Raw genomic sequence first — 13,986 nt, forward strand, 5'->3', positions numbered from 1 at the left:
CGTGACGACCGTGGTGGTTTCCAGCGTCGGGACGACCGTGACGGTGGCTTCCGTCGTGACGACCGTCGTGACGACCGCGGTGGCTTCCAGCGTCGCGAGGACCGTCCGGCCTTCGGTGACCGCGACCGTGACCGTCGCCCGGCCTTCGGCGACCGTGACCGCGACCGCCGTCCGGCCTTCGGCGCCCGCCGCGACGACCACCGTCCGGCCTCGGGCAACTTCCGCCGCGACGACCGTCGTGACGACCGCGGTGGCTTCCAGCGCCGTGACGACCGTGGCCCCGCCGGCTACCGCGGTGGCTCCGGCGCCGGTTCCGCCGAGCGCAAGCCGCGCTGGAAGAGCTGACACACAGCACGTAGTAGAACCGACAGGCCGCTCCCGTTCCCGGGGGCGGCCTGTCCGCGTTTCCGCACGGCGAAAACAAAAAAGCGGCCCGCAGGCTTGCTCCCTCGGTCCCTGCGTCCAGGGGCCGGGGCATCGGGGACGATCCGATGAGCCTGCGGGCCGGGTGACTGCTCTGAATTGCGCTTGCGCGCCAGTGTTGGAGTGTCCTTGGACGGGAGCTACCCGCCGCCGGACGGGGCAGCGCTAGCGCGCAGCCACCTCACGCGTCCTGGTCGTACTCAACCTAGGATCACCTCCTTTCAGTGTGCGAACACAGTAGGCAGACCCTCTCGCGGGCCGCAATGCCTTTTTTCTGAGAGCTCGGCCCGCCCGAAATCCGGTGGCCGCGTCCTGGACCCGGACGGGACACTCGCACGATGAACGCGGCATCGAACACCTCGAACACCGTCCTGCTGGAGGGCGTCGTCGGCTCGACGGCCTACGGCCTGGCCCACGCCGGGTCCGACGTGGACCGGTTGGGGCTGTTCGCCGTGCCGACGCAGGAGCTGTTCGGGCTGCACCGGCCGGGGGAGTCGATGGTGACGACGGCGCCGGACCGCACCCTGCACGAGGCGGCCAAATGGTGCCGGCTGGCGCTGACGGCCAACCCGACCGCGTCCGAGCTGGTCTGGCTGCCGGACGACTGCTACCTGCTGCGCAGCCCGCTCGGCGAGGAGCTGATCGCGATCCGTCGGTTGTTCCTCGGTGCGCGGGCGGTCCGCAACGCGTACCTGGGCTACGCCACCCAGCAGTTCCGCAAGCTCTCCGCCAAGGACGGGCGCGGCGACACCCCGCCCGCGCGGCTGGCCAAGCACGCACGGCACCTGCTGCGCCTGCTGGAGCAGGGCGTCCACCTGCACCGCAGTGGTGAGCTGCGGGTACGGGTGGAGGACCCGGAACGGCTGCGCGCGGAGGGCGAGCGCATCGCCGCGCGGCCGGCGGAGGCCGAGGCCCGGTTGCTCGCCGCGGAGGAGGCCTTCAGGCTGCCGGGCGCGCTCCCGGCCGAGCCGGACGAGCGTCCGGCCGAGGCGTGGCTGCGCTCCGTCCGGCGGACCCTGCTCACCGCGGTGTGACATATGTCCCGGCCGACGCAGGAGCCCCGGCACTGCCCGGGGACCGCGCGGTGCCGGAGAGTTGATCCATCGCGCAGCACGGCGCGGCGACCGGGGGGAGATCGAGATGGACAAGCGTCAGAAGCGACAGCCCGAGCTCAGCGCGCGGGAGGGCAGCGGGCCGGTCGAGGGCGTCGTGCTGGTGCTTCCGGGCGGGACGATCAAGGGGTACCGGCCGCCGCTGCGGGTCGCCGCGTGGGCGCTGAAGCCGCTGGTCCAGCGGCTGACGGTGGACGGTGACGGCATCGCCGTCCACCAGCTCCGCTACCGCTTCCGCGGCTGGAACGGCGAGGAGGCCTGCACTTTGGCCGACACCGAGTGGGCGTTGGCGCAGCTGCGCGCCCGCTACGGCGACGTGCCGGTCTGCCTGGTCGGCAACTCGCTCGGCGGCCGTGCCGCGTTCCGCGCTGCGGGTCACTCGTCCGTGGTGGGCGTGGCGGGCGTCGCGCCCTGGCTCCCCCCGGGTGACCCGGTGGGGCAGTTGGCCGGGCGGCGGGTGCTGATCGTGCACGGGGACCGGGACCGCAGCGGGGCCAGTGCGGCCGACTCCCTCGCCTACGCCGAGCGGGCCCGAGAGGTCGTCCCCGTCTGTCGCCTGGAGGTGGCCGGGGCCAACCACTACCTGCTGAGCCGGGCAGCCGACTTCTGGTCGGTGACCGCCGAGTTCGTCCTCGACACGCTCGCCGGCCGCGAGCCGGCCCCGCTCCTGGCCGAGGCGCTCGCCGACCCGGACGGCCTGCGTACGCCCGTCCCGATCGGCTACCCGGGGCGCCGCTGACCGGCGCGCCGGATGGACACGCACGCCCGGGTCCGGCACCAGGTAGGCTACGCCTGGCCGGGTCCGCCCCGGCCGGGCCGTACGCGGCCTGGGGCGCTAGCTCAATTGGCAGAGCTGCGGACTTTTAATCCGTAGGTTGTGGGTTCGAGCCCCACGCGCCCCACCTGACGACCAAGCCCCGGCCGGGCATCTCCCGGCCGGGGCTTGGTCGTTCACCGGCGCTTCGGCGGCGGTTGCCGAAGCGCCGGTGAACAGCGAGCCGCCCGGTCACCGGCAGTGCATAGAATCGCCGGACCGCAGGCCCGAAGGGCCAGTTCACCGACTCGTGGGGTTGCACCATGCTGACGATGCAGGAAGCTCTGCTCGCCCTCAACGCGTACTGGACAGAGCAGGGCTGTCTGGTCTCCCAGCCGATGAACAGCGAGGTCGGCGCGGGGACGTTGAACCCCGCCACCTTCCTTCGGGTCCAGGGCCCGGAGCCGTGGCGTGTCGCCTATGTCGAGCCCAGTGTGCGTCCCGACGACTCGCGGTACGGGGAGAACCCCAACCGCCTGCAGACGCACACCCAGTTCCAGGTCATCCTCAAGCCCGAGCCGGGCAACGCCCAGGAGCTCTACCTCGGCAGCCTCAAGGCGCTGGGCATCGACATCGAGGCGCACGACGTGCGGTTCGTCGAGGACAACTGGGCCTCGCCGGCCCTCGGCGCCTGGGGGCTCGGCTGGGAGGTGTGGCTGGACGGGCTGGAGATCACCCAGTTCACCTACTTCCAGCAGGCCGGCGGCATGACGCTGGACCCGGTGTCGGTGGAGATCACCTATGGTCTCGAGCGCATCCTGATGGCGCTTCAGGGCGTCAGCCACTTCAAGGACATCGCGTACGCGCCCGGCATCACCTACGGCGAGGTGTTCGGCCAGGCCGAGTACGAGATGAGCCGGTACTACCTCGACGACGCCGACGTGGACACCAACCGCGATCTGTTCGAGGCGTACGCCAAGGAGGCGCGGCGCCTGCTCGACCTGCGGCTGCCGGTGCCCGCCTACTCGTACGTGCTCAAGTGCTCGCACACCTTCAACGTGCTCGACGCCCGCGGCGCCATCTCCACCACCGAGCGCGCCCGCTCCTTCGCCCGGATGCGCGGCCTGGCCCACGACGTCGCCGAACTGTGGGCCGAGCGGCGTGCCGAGTTGGGGCACCCGCTCGGCACCGGGACGGGCGTGGTGGGCGCGGACGGCGCAGGCGCCCCGCAGGCGGAGGAGCCGGCCGGTCCGACGGGGCTGCGCACTCTCGTCTTCGAGATCGGCTTCGAGGAGCTGCCGCCCGCCGAGGCCACCCGCGTCGTCGACTCGGTGCGCGAGGCGCTCACGGCCGGGCTCGACGCGACCCGTCTGGGCCACCGCGCCCTGCACGTCGCGGCCACGCCGCGCCGGGTCGTGGTGACGCTGGAGGGCGTCGAGGCCGCCGAGCCCGACCACGAGCAGACCGTGAAGGGTCCGAAGATCTCCGCCGCCTACGACGCCGAGGGCGTGCCGACGCCCGCGCTGCTGGGCTTCGCCCGCAGTCAGGACGCCGACCCGGCGACCCTGGGGCGCGCCGCGTTCGGCAAGAACGAGCACGTCGTGCTGACCCGCTCGGTCGCCGGCCGCCCGGCCGAGGAGGTCCTCGCGCAGGTCCTGCCGGTCGTGGTGAGCGGCCTGCGGGCCGAGAAGAACATGCGCTGGAACGCCTCCGGGCTCTCCTTCAGCCGTCCGATCCGGTGGATCCTCGCCCTGCTGGGCGACGAGGTCGTGCCGTTCTCCGTCTCCGGCCTCGACGCCGGCCGCAGCACGCGCGTGCACCGGACCGCCGCGCAGCCCGTCATCGAGGTCGCCGCCGCCGACGGCTACCTGGAGCTGCTGGCCCGGCACGGCATCATCGCGGACACCGCCGCGCGTCGGGCCGCCATCGAGGCCGCCGCGGTGCGGCTGGCCGCCGAGGTCGGCGGCACGGTGGACCTGGAGGCCAACCGGGCGCTGGTCGACGAGATCGCCAACCTGGTCGAGTACCCGACGCCGATCCTCGGCAGCTTCGACCACAAGTACCTCGAACTGCCCGACCAGATCCTCACCACGGTCATGCGCAAGCACCAGCGCTACCTGCCCGTCCTCGACGCGCAGGGCGCCCTGCTGCCGTTCTTCGTGACCGTCGCCAACGGCGCCTGCGACCAGGACGTGGTGCGGCGCGGCAACGAGGCGGTGCTGCGGGCCCGGTACGAGGACGCCGCGTTCTTCTGGCGCGCGGACCTGGACACCCCGCTGGAGGCCATGCAGGAGCGGCTCGAACTGCTCACCTTCGAGGACACCTTGGGGTCGATGGCGGACCGCGCGCAGCGGATCGGCTCGGTGGCAACCGAGTTCGCCTCGCAGCTGCCGATGGGCGCGCGCGACCTGATCACGCTGGAGAAGGCCGCGGGGCTGGTCAAGTTCGACCTCGGTTCGCAGATGGTCACCGAACTGTCCAGCCTGGCCGGGGTGATGGCCGAGGTCTACGCGAAGAAGGCCGGTCAGCCCGAGGAGGTGGCCCAGGCGCTCTTCGAGGGCGAGCTGCCCCGCCACTCCGCCGACCGCCTGCCGCAGTCGACGCCGGGCGCGCTGCTCGCCCTCGCCGACCGTGCGGACCTGCTGTCGGGCCTGCTGCCGCTGGGCGGCGCCCCGACGGGCGGATCGGACCCGTTCGGACTGCGCCGCGCCGCGCTCGGCATGGTCAACATCCTGCGCACGCACCCCGCCCTCGCGCATCTCACGGTCTCCGGCATGTTGAAGGTCGCCGCCGAGCGGCAGCCGCTGGCCGTGTCGGACGAGAGCCTCGCGGAGGCGCAGCAGTTCGTCGTCCGCCGCTTCGAGCAGCAGCTGCTGGAGGCCGGGCACGCCGTCCAGGACGTGCGGGCGGTGCTGCCGCTGGCGGACCGGCCCGTCCCCGCCGCCAACCGCCTCGCCGAGCTCGAAGCCGCGCGCGGCTCGGAGGAGTTGGCGCTCGCGGCGGCCGCGATCCAGCGCGTGCTGCGCATCGTCCCGGCCGGCACCGAGCCCACGCCCGACCCGCAGCGGTACACGGCACCCGCCGAGGGAGACCTGCACGAAGCCGTCGAGAAGACCCGCGCCGTCCTGGGCAGCCAGCCCGACCTGCGGACCTTCCTGGCCCAGAGCGGGCTGCTGGTCCAGGCCGTCGACGCCTTCTTCGAGGGGGTCATGGTGATGGACGAGGACCCGGCGGTCCGTGCCAACCGCCTCGCGCTGCTGGCCACCGTCCTGCGGCTGACCACGCCGCTGTTGGCCTGGGCCGAGCTGAAGTAGTCCGCTCCGGCCGCCCGGTCGTCCCCGCCCGGTCGTCCCCGCCCGGTCGTCCCCGCCCGGTCGTCCCCGCCGGGTCGTCCCGCCGTTCTGCTCCTCACGGCGGGGCGGCCCGGTGTTCGCCGGTCCGGCGGCGAGACTGGACGGATGAGCGACCCTTATCGGATCACCATCAGCTGGGCGGAGATGCGGGTGCGCCTCGTCGGGGCGCGCAACTACTGGATCTGCACGGCGTCGCCGGCCGGGGTGCCGCACGCCATGCCGGTGTGGGGGGTCTGGGTCGGCGAGCGGCTCTGGTTCTCCACCGGCGCCGGCACGACCAAGGCCCGTAACCTCGCGGCGAATCCCCGGGTGAGCGTCCACCTGGAGAGCGCGACCGAGCTCGTCTCCGTGACCGGAGTCGCCGAGCAGGTCCCGGCGGCCGCGCGCCCCTCGGAGGTCGACGCGGCCTACGCCGCGAAGTACGCGCTGCCGCGCACCGGCGAGCCCGCGACCATCGTGATCGGCGCCTCGCCGGTCTTCGCGGTCCGGCCGACCCGGGCCCTCGGCTGGTACGAGGCCGCCTTCGAGGAGTCCATGACGCGCTGGCGGTTCCCGGCGGAGGGGGAGCCGGTCGCGGAGCGCGCGACCTACCCGGACGATCCCGTCTGACGGGTGGGACCGCCACAGAGAAACCACAAAGACGCTTCCTACTCTCACCGAGCCAGCGGGTGGACGCACGAACGCGCCGCCCGCTCAGGAGCTCGGAAGGAGACGTCCATGCCTCTCGTCATGCCCAAGCGCGCCCGCCTCGCGGTGGTCGGCCTCGCCGTCGCCGGCACGCTGCTCGCGGGTGGCCCCGCGTTCGCCGCGTCCGGCACGGGGACCCCCGCCGCCCACGCGCCGAAGGGCGACGGCGCGCACGCGCTGTGCCTGCGCGTGCCCAAGCTGGAGCGCCGCATCGAACGTGCGCTGGACCGCATCAATGGCGGTGTCGGCGTGCGCGGTTCGATCGCCCACCTGGAGGCGCGCGTCGACAACGCGAAGAAGCTGAACCACACGGCGATCGCCACGTACCTGCAGGACCGCCTCAACACCCGCAAGGCGCTGGTCCCGACGCTGCAGGAGCGCCAGGCGGACCTGAAGAGCGTCCAGGCCTGGTGCGGCGCGAACGACAACGGCAAGGGCGCCCAGTGAGGAACCTCGTAGCGGGCGCGCTCGTGGCAGCGGCCCTCTTCGGCGTGACCGCCTGCGGCGGCAGCGGGAGTGGCAGCGGCGGTGCCGCCCCGGCGGCCCCGGCGGCCACCTCCACGGCGAACCCGGCCGGCGGCACGCTGCAGCAACAGCAGGCCAAGGTCAACGCGGCCCAGTCGGCCGCGGACGCGGCCGACTCCGACGCGGCAACGGATCCGAACGGCTGACCTTGCGTTGCACCGCCCCATGGGGTGCAGTTCCCCGCGCCCCTGAACGGGTTGCAACTGACTCCATGTGTGTCAGGCTGCGCCGCATGACGCCTTCCGTACCGCCGTTGCCGCGCCAGCTCGCCCGCACTCGCCGTCTCACACTCGGTACGCCCGCGCAGGTGACGCTCACCGAGGACGGTGCGACCGCGTTGTTCCTGCGTGGGCGGGACGGGACGGACACGGGGACGTGTCTGTGGGCACGGGAGCTCGCCGCAGGCGTGGAGCGGGTGGTGGTCGACGGCGCCGAGGGCGCCGTCGACGGGTACGCGACCGATCGCGCCGGGCGGCTCGCCGCCTTCGTGCGGGCGGGTGGGCTGTGGGTGGCCCGCCTCGGTCGCGGCGGCGCCGCGGACATGCTGAGCCGGGTGCTCTCCGGCGACCGGCACCCGGTCGCGCGGCCGCTGCCGGACCCGACGGGGCGCTACGTCGCCTACCTCAGCGGGCGGAGCGTGCGCGTCGTCGAACCGGCGACGGGGCAGGACCGGGCCGTCGCCGCGCCGGGGCCCGAGGACGGGCCGGAGGTCGGCTTCGGGAGGGCGGAGCACGTCGCCCAGGAGTCGATGGGCCGCGACCGCGGCCTGTGGTGGGCGCCGGACGGCGAGCGGCTGTTGGTCACGCGGGTCGACGAGGAGCCGGTCGCGGTCTGGTACGTCGCGGATCCGGCGAACCCGGCCGTGCCGCCGCGCGCGGTGCGGTACCCGGCCGTGGGGACCGCCAACGCGGACGTGCGGCTGGGCGTCGTCGACGTGGTCACCGGCGCCTGGACCGAGGTCCACCGGGACCGTGCCGCCTTCGAGTACGTCACCGACGCGGGCTGGGACGCGCACGGCCCGTACGTGTCCGTGCAGAGCCGGGACCAGCGGACCGTGCGGGTGCTCGGGATCGATCCGGCGAGCGGCGCGACGGAGGTGCTCGCCGAGCAGCGCGACGACGCCTGGGTGCAGTTGGTGTACGGCCTGCCCGCGCGGACCGCGTCCGGCGCGCTGCTGACCCACCTGGACCGCGGCGACACACGTCACCTCGCCGCCGACGGCGTGCCGTTGACCCCGCCGGGCCTCAACCTGCGGGAGGTGCTCGGCGTCGACGGTGACGTGGTCCTCTTCACGGCGACGCCGGAGGACGACCCGTTCTCCACCCATCTGTGGCGCTGCCGGGTGCCCGGCGGGACGCCGGAGCCGCTGAGCGCGGAGCCGGGCGTCCACAGCGGGGTGCTGCGGGCGGGTGTCCTGCTCCGTCCGGGGGACCTGAACGATCTGGCCGAGGAGCCGCTCGTCCCCCTGCGGCGGACGCTGCACCGGGTCACCGAGCGGCGGCTGTGCACGGCGGTGCACCTGCCGTCCTGGCACACGCCGGGGACGCGGCTGCCGGTCCTGCTCGACCCGTACGCGGGCCCCGCGATGCAGCGGGTCACGTCGGGCGGCGGTTGGGCCACCCACCTGTCGCAGTGGTTCGCGGAGCAGGGCTTCGCCGTGCTGGCGATCGACGGCTCGGGCGTGCCGGGACGCGGACCTCGCTGGGAGCGGGAGGTCCACGGCGACGTGTTCACCCAGCCGCTGCAGGACCAGGTCGACGCGCTGCACGCGGTCGCGGCGGGCCACCCGGAGTACGGGCTGGATCTCGACCGGGTCGCCATCCGCGGCTGGTCCTACAGCGGATCGCTGGCCGAGCTGGCGGTGCTGCGCCGCCCGGACGTCTTCCACGCCGCGGTCGCGGGCGCGGGCGTCACCGACCAGACGCTGTACGACACCCACTGGCGTGAGCGCTTCCTCGGCCACCCGGACACCTCACCGGAGACCTACGCCGCCTGCGACATCCTCCGCGACGCGGCGAAGCTCAGCCGGCCGCTGCTGCTCATGCACGGTCTCGGCGACGACAACGTCTTCCCGGTGAGCACGCTGCGCCTCTCCGCCGCCCTGCTGGCGGCCGGTCGGCCGCACGAGGTGCTGCCGCTCAGCGGTGCGGGGCACCGGGTGACCCAGGAGGCGGTGGCGGAGAACCTGATCCTGCACCAGCTGGACTTCCTGCGGCGGTCGCTGGGTCTGGACGCGCCGCCGCGCTGATCGGACGCCGGTGAGGTCAGACCCCGGTGACGGTGGTCAGCAGCACGACCGAGTCGGCCAGCGCCATCAGGTCGTGCCGCTCCTGCGGCACCTCGGCGAGCTCGCCCGCGGCGAGCGACACCATCCCGCCGGACTCGGTGCTGATCTGCACGCTGCCGGTCAGCACCAGCACGCTCGCGGCATGCGGGGCCTCGTGCTCACCCAGCACGGAGCCCTGGGTCAGCGCGATCAGGGTCTGCCGCAGCATGTTCAGATGCAGCAGGAGCCGCGCGGCCCGGCCGTGGGGGGACTGCCGCGCCTGTTCGAGCTGTCCTCGGGCGACGAGGGTGAGTTCGTCCATGGGATCAGTGTGGGGTGGTCGGCTGCGGCCTGCACGGCGAGCAGGTGCGTCCCGAGTGGGAAAACCATGTGCCCGCGTGCTCCACCGGCCGGGACAATGCCGCATGACTCTCACCGCGCACACCGTCGTCCACACGCCCGTCGAGCCGCTCGCGGTCGTGGTGGAGCGACGCGTCGCGGGGTTGCTCGGTGGGGCCGAAGCTTTGCTGCGGCGGAGTGGCCGGGCCGACTTCCAGGCCAACGGAGTGCTGCCGCTGGCCAAGGTCCGGGGGAAGAACCCGGCCGCGCTCGCGGCCGAGGTCGCGGCGCGGCTCGCCGGGGTAGCGCCGGTCGCGCACTGCGTCGCCTCCGGGCCCGGGTTCCTCAACATCGACATCGACGACGCGGCCCTGCTGCGGAACCTCGCGGCGCGGGCCGCCGATCCCCGGCTCGGGGTGGCCCGGACCGCGACGCCGGGCGTGACGGTCGTGGACTACAGCTCGCCCAACATCGCCAAGGAGATGCACGTCGGCCACCTGCGGACGACGGTCATCGGCGACGCACTCACCCGGATCTTCGACTTCACCGGTGAGACGGTGATCCGGCGGAACCACCTGGGGGACTGGGGCACCGGCTTCGGCATGCTCATCGAGCAGCTCTTCGACGAAAGCGGCGAGGGCGGCGAGGTCCCCGACGACGTGGCCGCGCTCAGCGCGACTTACCAGCGGGCGCGGGCCTGCTTCGACGCTGACGCGGGCTTTGCTGAGCGGGCGCGGCTGCGGGTGGTCGCGCTGCAGGCGGGGGACGAGCGGACGTTGGCCGTGTGGTGGCGGCTGGTGGAGGTGTCGCAGGTCCACTTCCAGCAGGTCTACGCCGAGCTGGGGGTGTTGCTGGAGGAGGCGGACGCGGTCGGGGAGAGCCACTACAACCCGATGCTGCCGCAGGTGTGCGCGGAGCTGGAAGCAGCGGGGATCGCCGTCGAGTCGCAGGGCGCGCTCTGCGTCTTCCCGGAGGGGGACGAGGGCGCGCCCCTGATCGTGCGGAAGGGCGACGGCGGGTACGGCTACGCGGTGACGGACCTCGCGGCGGTCCGGGATCGGGTCGGCACGTTGGGGGCGCGGCGGCTGCTGTACCTGGTGGACGCCCGGCAGGCGCGGCATTTCGCGCAGGTCTTCGACACCGCACGGCGGGCCGGGTGGCTGCCGGAGGGGGTGACCGCGCGTCACCTGCCGTTCGGCATGGTGCTGGGGTCGGACGGGCGGCCGTTCAAGACCCGGTCGGGTGACACGGTCCGGCTGCAGGACCTGCTGGACCAGGCAACGGAGAAGGCCACCGCGATCGTGGCTGCGAAGAACCCGGGGCTCACGGGGGAGGAGCTGCGGACACGGGCGCGGCAGGTGGGGGTGGGCGCGCTCAAGTACGCGGACCTGTCGAACAACCGGATCAAGGACTACGTCTTCGACCCGGACCGGATGCTCTCCCTGACCGGCGACACCGCCACGTACCTCCAGTACGCCCACGCGCGGATGCGCTCGGTGCTGCGGAAGGCCGGGGAGGCCGGCGCCGTCTTCGAGGGCGCGGAGCTGGCTCCGGCCGAGCGGGCGCTCGGGCTGGTGCTGGACGAGTTCGGCGGCGCTGTCGCCGCGGCGGCGGAGACGTGCGAGCCGCACCGGCTCTGCGCGTACCTGCATGCCCTGGCCACGGCGTTCTCGGCCTTCTGGGAGCACTGCCCGGTACTGAAGGCCGAGGACGAGCGAGTGCGGCGCAACCGGCTGCTGCTGTGCGCGCTGAGCGCGCGGACGCTGGAGCTGGGGATGGGTTTGCTCGGCATCGAGGCGCCTTCGGAGCTCTGAGGCCGTTCAACAGTTGAAGAGTAAAGAGCTAGCCAAGAATGAGCGTGTTGGTGGCATTTGTCGTACTTGTCTGATGCACCGTGATCTCTGTCGGCCGCACGGCGAGGGACCTCGAGGCTTCGGAGGGGAGGGCGCATGGTCTGTTCCAGTGATCCACAGGCCGCGCCCGCGAGCTCGGCGCCTGGGGAAATCTCCATGTGGGCCGTCGGGGAGGACGCCCCGGGCCGGGCGTTGACGCCGCAGCAGTCGCCAACGCGACTCGGCGTGGCCCCTGCCACCGGCCCGTTCCCCTCTTCCTTCTCCTGCTCGTGCGGTGGGAAAAGGTATATGGCGAGGCGTCAGATTGTGCTGCTCAAGCCAGAGTTGAGCGTGCCTGTGGGCGTCGCGTCGGCCGGCGTGCGGTGTGCGGCGGAGTGGTCCGCAGGGGGTGGCGCGGGCCGCACCCGCCTCTGGGCAGACCCGGGCACGGTGCCGCGGAACAGCACCGCGACCGTCCCGGTGGTGCACCCCTGCCGGGGGGCCACGGCAGAGTTATCCACAGCATTTCGAGCCGGGCGCCCGGTTCTGTGGATAACTCGAACGGCCCAGCGAACGGCGTCGGGCTGGCGTTGCGGAGCGCCAGACGCCGACGCGGCTCCTGAACGGCCGGACTCCGAGCCGTTCGGGACGACCGCGGCCCCGGGGAGGGAGGCGCCCCGGGGCCGCATCCATGCCATCCCCCGCCATCCACACCCGCCCGGACGATTCCTAGTCCGTGAGGATGAGATCCCCCTTCCTCGCCCCTCATCCGCGCTGAGGGGCGAACGGGACCAGGGGCTGATGAAGCTCATACCTGTCCGGGCTAACGTTCAGACGTGCTCACCCACCTGCAAGCAGCCGTGAACCCGTTGAACGGGTCCTCGCTGCTGTCCGCGTTCGGCGCGCTCGCCGTGCTGGTCGTGACCTTCGCCGAGTCCGGGCTGTTCATCGTGGGCTTCTTCCTGCCCGGGGACACCCTGCTCTTCCCGGCCGGGGTGCTGTGCGCGGCGCCCGCCGGAGGCGGCACCGCCCTCTCGCTGTGGCAGGTGCTCCTGGGCGCGGCGGTGGGCGCCTGCCTGGGCGCGCAGTTCAGCTTCCTCGTGGGCCGTCGCGGCGGCACCGCGATGCTGGCCCGTTCGCGCAGCGCCCGCCTCAAGGCGGTCGTGGCCCGTGGTGAGGACCTGCTGGAGCGCTACGGGCAGCGCAAGGCGATCGTCATCGGGCGCTTCATCCCCATGGTCCGCACGGTCCTCGGCCCCGTGGCCGGCGTCCTGCAGGTGCCCACCCGGACGTTCACGCTCTGGCAGGTGGTGGGCGGCGTCATCTGGTCCCAGTCCCTGGTGCTGCTGGGCTACTGGCTCGGCGCGACGGTCCCGGGTGTGGACAACTACCTGCTGCCCCTGGTGGCGCTCGTGGTCGTGCTGAGCTTCCTGCCGGTGCTCTTCCAGCGGCGGAGGCCGCACTGAGGAGCACAGTCAGCGGCGGAGGCCGCGCCAGTGGCCTACAGCGCCGAGATGAGCGCCCAGCCCGCCGTGGCCGCGGCGAGGCCCGCCGCCAGTGAGCCGAGGACGTTCCAGGCCGCCATCCGCAGTGCGCCCGCGGTCATCAACCGGACCGTCTCGTAGCCGAACGTCGAGAACGTCGTCAGTCCGCCGCAGATCCCCGTCCCCACGAACAGGGCGGCGTTGTTCGGCCACCCGTGCCGGGCCACGCCCGCGGCGATCGAGCCCAGCACGAACGAGCCCACCACGTTGACGGTGAACGTGCCCCAGGGGAAGACGCTGTCGTGCCGCGAGGAGACGGCGCGGTCGGTGAGGTAGCGGAGCGGGGCGCCCAGCATGCCGCCGAGGAGGACGAGAAGGACAGGCATCAGGGCACGATCTCCACACGGTCCAGAGTGATCAGTCCGTTCCCCTCGCCGAGGACCTCCCGGACGGCCGCCACGAACGCCCGCACCCGCTCCTCTTCGTCGACCACCACGACGGCGACGGGCAGGTCCTCCGCCAGGTCCAGCAGCCGCGTCGTGTGGACGCGGCCGCCCCGGCCGTAGCCCTCGATGCCCCGGAAGACGCCCGCACCGGCCAGGCCCGCCGCGTGGGCGCGGTGGACGATCTCGGAGTAGGCGGGGCGGTGGTGCCACTGCGCGCTCTCACGCAGGTAGACCGTCATGCGCAGCCGTGAGGCGTCGGGGGTGGTCATCAGCGCTGCCCTTCCTGGGCCACCGCGGGTTCCGCTGCCGTCGGGGCGTTGTCGGGCCGCAGCCGGCCGCGGGTGGCCGCGCGGGCCAGGGCAGCGCCGCCGAGGACGGCGAGGACCCCGAGGAGGACGCTCGCCGGCAGGTAGATCCCGGCGGAGGCGAGGTGGCCGCCGTCGAGCAGGCCGCGGGTCTCCACCATCGCGGTCGAGAAGGTGGTGAAGCCGCCGCAGACACCGACACCGAAGAAGGGACGCCGGTAGCGGGAGGGCGGCCAGACCTCCAGGACGAGGTACATGAGCCCGCCGAGCACGGCGCAGCCGACGACGTTGGTGATCAGCGTCGCCCAGGGAAAGCCCCCGGCGGGCGTCGGCATCGCCCGGGCCAGGCCGTAGCGGGCGATGCTGCCGAGGCCGCCGCCGACCGCGATCACACCGAGGACGTCGAGGTCCCGTCGCGACCTGCGCTTCTCACTGCTCACACGGCAAGCCTAGTGCGCCT

Annotated in this window: 13 protein-coding genes, 1 tRNA gene and 1 pseudogene; 11 read left to right on the top strand and 4 right to left on the bottom strand. The window is 73.2% G+C overall.

Features of this window, described 5'->3' with window-relative positions:
- The 9 genes and pseudogenes from BMY61_RS48750 to BMY61_RS08800 form a co-directional block, all read left to right on the top strand.
- A pseudogene (locus BMY61_RS48750) lies at positions 1–345 on the top strand (DEAD/DEAH box helicase); the annotation flags it as partial.
- A 416-nt stretch (positions 346–761) separates the two neighbouring features.
- Positions 762–1,457: a nucleotidyltransferase domain-containing protein gene (locus BMY61_RS08765; RefSeq protein WP_042453746.1), complete on the top strand. Its 696-nt coding sequence runs from the start codon at positions 762–764 to the stop codon at positions 1,455–1,457.
- A 106-nt stretch (positions 1,458–1,563) separates the two neighbouring features.
- On the top strand, positions 1,564–2,274 hold the full coding sequence (locus BMY61_RS08770) for an alpha/beta hydrolase (protein WP_042453745.1): 711 nt from the start codon (positions 1,564–1,566) through the stop codon (positions 2,272–2,274).
- 90 nt (positions 2,275–2,364) lie between these two features.
- Positions 2,365–2,437 (top strand) — tRNA-Lys (locus BMY61_RS08775).
- 184 nt (positions 2,438–2,621) lie between these two features.
- On the top strand, positions 2,622–5,603 hold the full coding sequence (locus tag BMY61_RS08780; protein WP_236656354.1) for a glycine--tRNA ligase: 2,982 nt from the start codon (positions 2,622–2,624) through the stop codon (positions 5,601–5,603).
- A 144-nt stretch (positions 5,604–5,747) separates the two neighbouring features.
- The gene (locus BMY61_RS08785; RefSeq protein ID WP_042453743.1) at positions 5,748–6,251 is read left to right on the top strand and encodes a pyridoxamine 5'-phosphate oxidase family protein; all 504 of its coding nucleotides are present in this window, start codon (positions 5,748–5,750) and stop codon (positions 6,249–6,251) included.
- A gap of 108 nt (positions 6,252–6,359) precedes the next feature.
- Complete coding sequence (locus BMY61_RS08790; RefSeq protein ID WP_236656352.1) at positions 6,360–6,776, top strand: hypothetical protein; 417 nt, start codon at positions 6,360–6,362, stop codon at positions 6,774–6,776.
- Positions 6,773–7,000 (top strand): hypothetical protein, encoded by a 228-nt coding sequence (locus tag BMY61_RS08795; RefSeq protein ID WP_143094230.1) that lies wholly within the window; start codon positions 6,773–6,775, stop codon positions 6,998–7,000. The genes BMY61_RS08790 and BMY61_RS08795 overlap by 4 nt, the downstream gene beginning before the upstream one ends.
- A gap of 86 nt (positions 7,001–7,086) precedes the next feature.
- Positions 7,087–9,102: a S9 family peptidase gene (locus BMY61_RS08800; protein WP_042453741.1), complete on the top strand. Its 2,016-nt coding sequence runs from the start codon at positions 7,087–7,089 to the stop codon at positions 9,100–9,102.
- A gap of 16 nt (positions 9,103–9,118) precedes the next feature.
- On the opposite strand, the gene BMY61_RS08805 is transcribed toward BMY61_RS08800, so the two are convergent.
- A complete protein-coding gene (locus BMY61_RS08805) occupies positions 9,119–9,442 on the bottom strand; it encodes a cupin domain-containing protein (protein WP_042453740.1) in 324 nt (107 codons plus the stop codon).
- Positions 9,443–9,545: 103 nt separating this feature from the next.
- Between BMY61_RS08805 and argS the strand changes: the two genes are divergently transcribed.
- Positions 9,546–11,273: an arginine--tRNA ligase gene (gene argS, locus BMY61_RS08810; protein WP_052439085.1), complete on the top strand. Its 1,728-nt coding sequence runs from the start codon at positions 9,546–9,548 to the stop codon at positions 11,271–11,273.
- A gap of 854 nt (positions 11,274–12,127) precedes the next feature.
- On the top strand, positions 12,128–12,757 hold the full coding sequence (locus BMY61_RS08815; RefSeq protein WP_042453739.1) for a DedA family protein: 630 nt from the start codon (positions 12,128–12,130) through the stop codon (positions 12,755–12,757).
- A 35-nt stretch (positions 12,758–12,792) separates the two neighbouring features.
- Here the strand turns inward: BMY61_RS08815 and crcB are convergent, their stop codons facing one another.
- The 3 genes from crcB to BMY61_RS08830 are packed head-to-tail and all read right to left on the bottom strand — an operon-like array spanning position 12,793 to position 13,966.
- Positions 12,793–13,161: a fluoride efflux transporter CrcB gene (gene crcB / locus BMY61_RS08820; protein WP_042453738.1), complete on the bottom strand. Its 369-nt coding sequence runs from the start codon at positions 13,159–13,161 to the stop codon at positions 12,793–12,795.
- Positions 13,161–13,490 (bottom strand): DUF190 domain-containing protein, encoded by a 330-nt coding sequence (locus BMY61_RS08825; protein ID WP_042453737.1) that lies wholly within the window; start codon positions 13,488–13,490, stop codon positions 13,161–13,163. Before BMY61_RS08825 ends, crcB begins: the two co-directional genes overlap by 1 nt.
- On the bottom strand, positions 13,490–13,966 hold the full coding sequence (locus BMY61_RS08830) for a fluoride efflux transporter FluC (protein ID WP_042453736.1): 477 nt from the start codon (positions 13,964–13,966) through the stop codon (positions 13,490–13,492). The genes BMY61_RS08825 and BMY61_RS08830 overlap by 1 nt, the downstream gene beginning before the upstream one ends.
- Positions 13,967–13,986: the final 20 nt, after the last annotated feature.

Origin of the sequence: Streptacidiphilus jiangxiensis (assembly GCF_900109465.1) — a bacterium.
Classification (GTDB): Bacteria; Actinomycetota; Actinomycetes; order Streptomycetales; family Streptomycetaceae; genus Streptacidiphilus; species Streptacidiphilus jiangxiensis.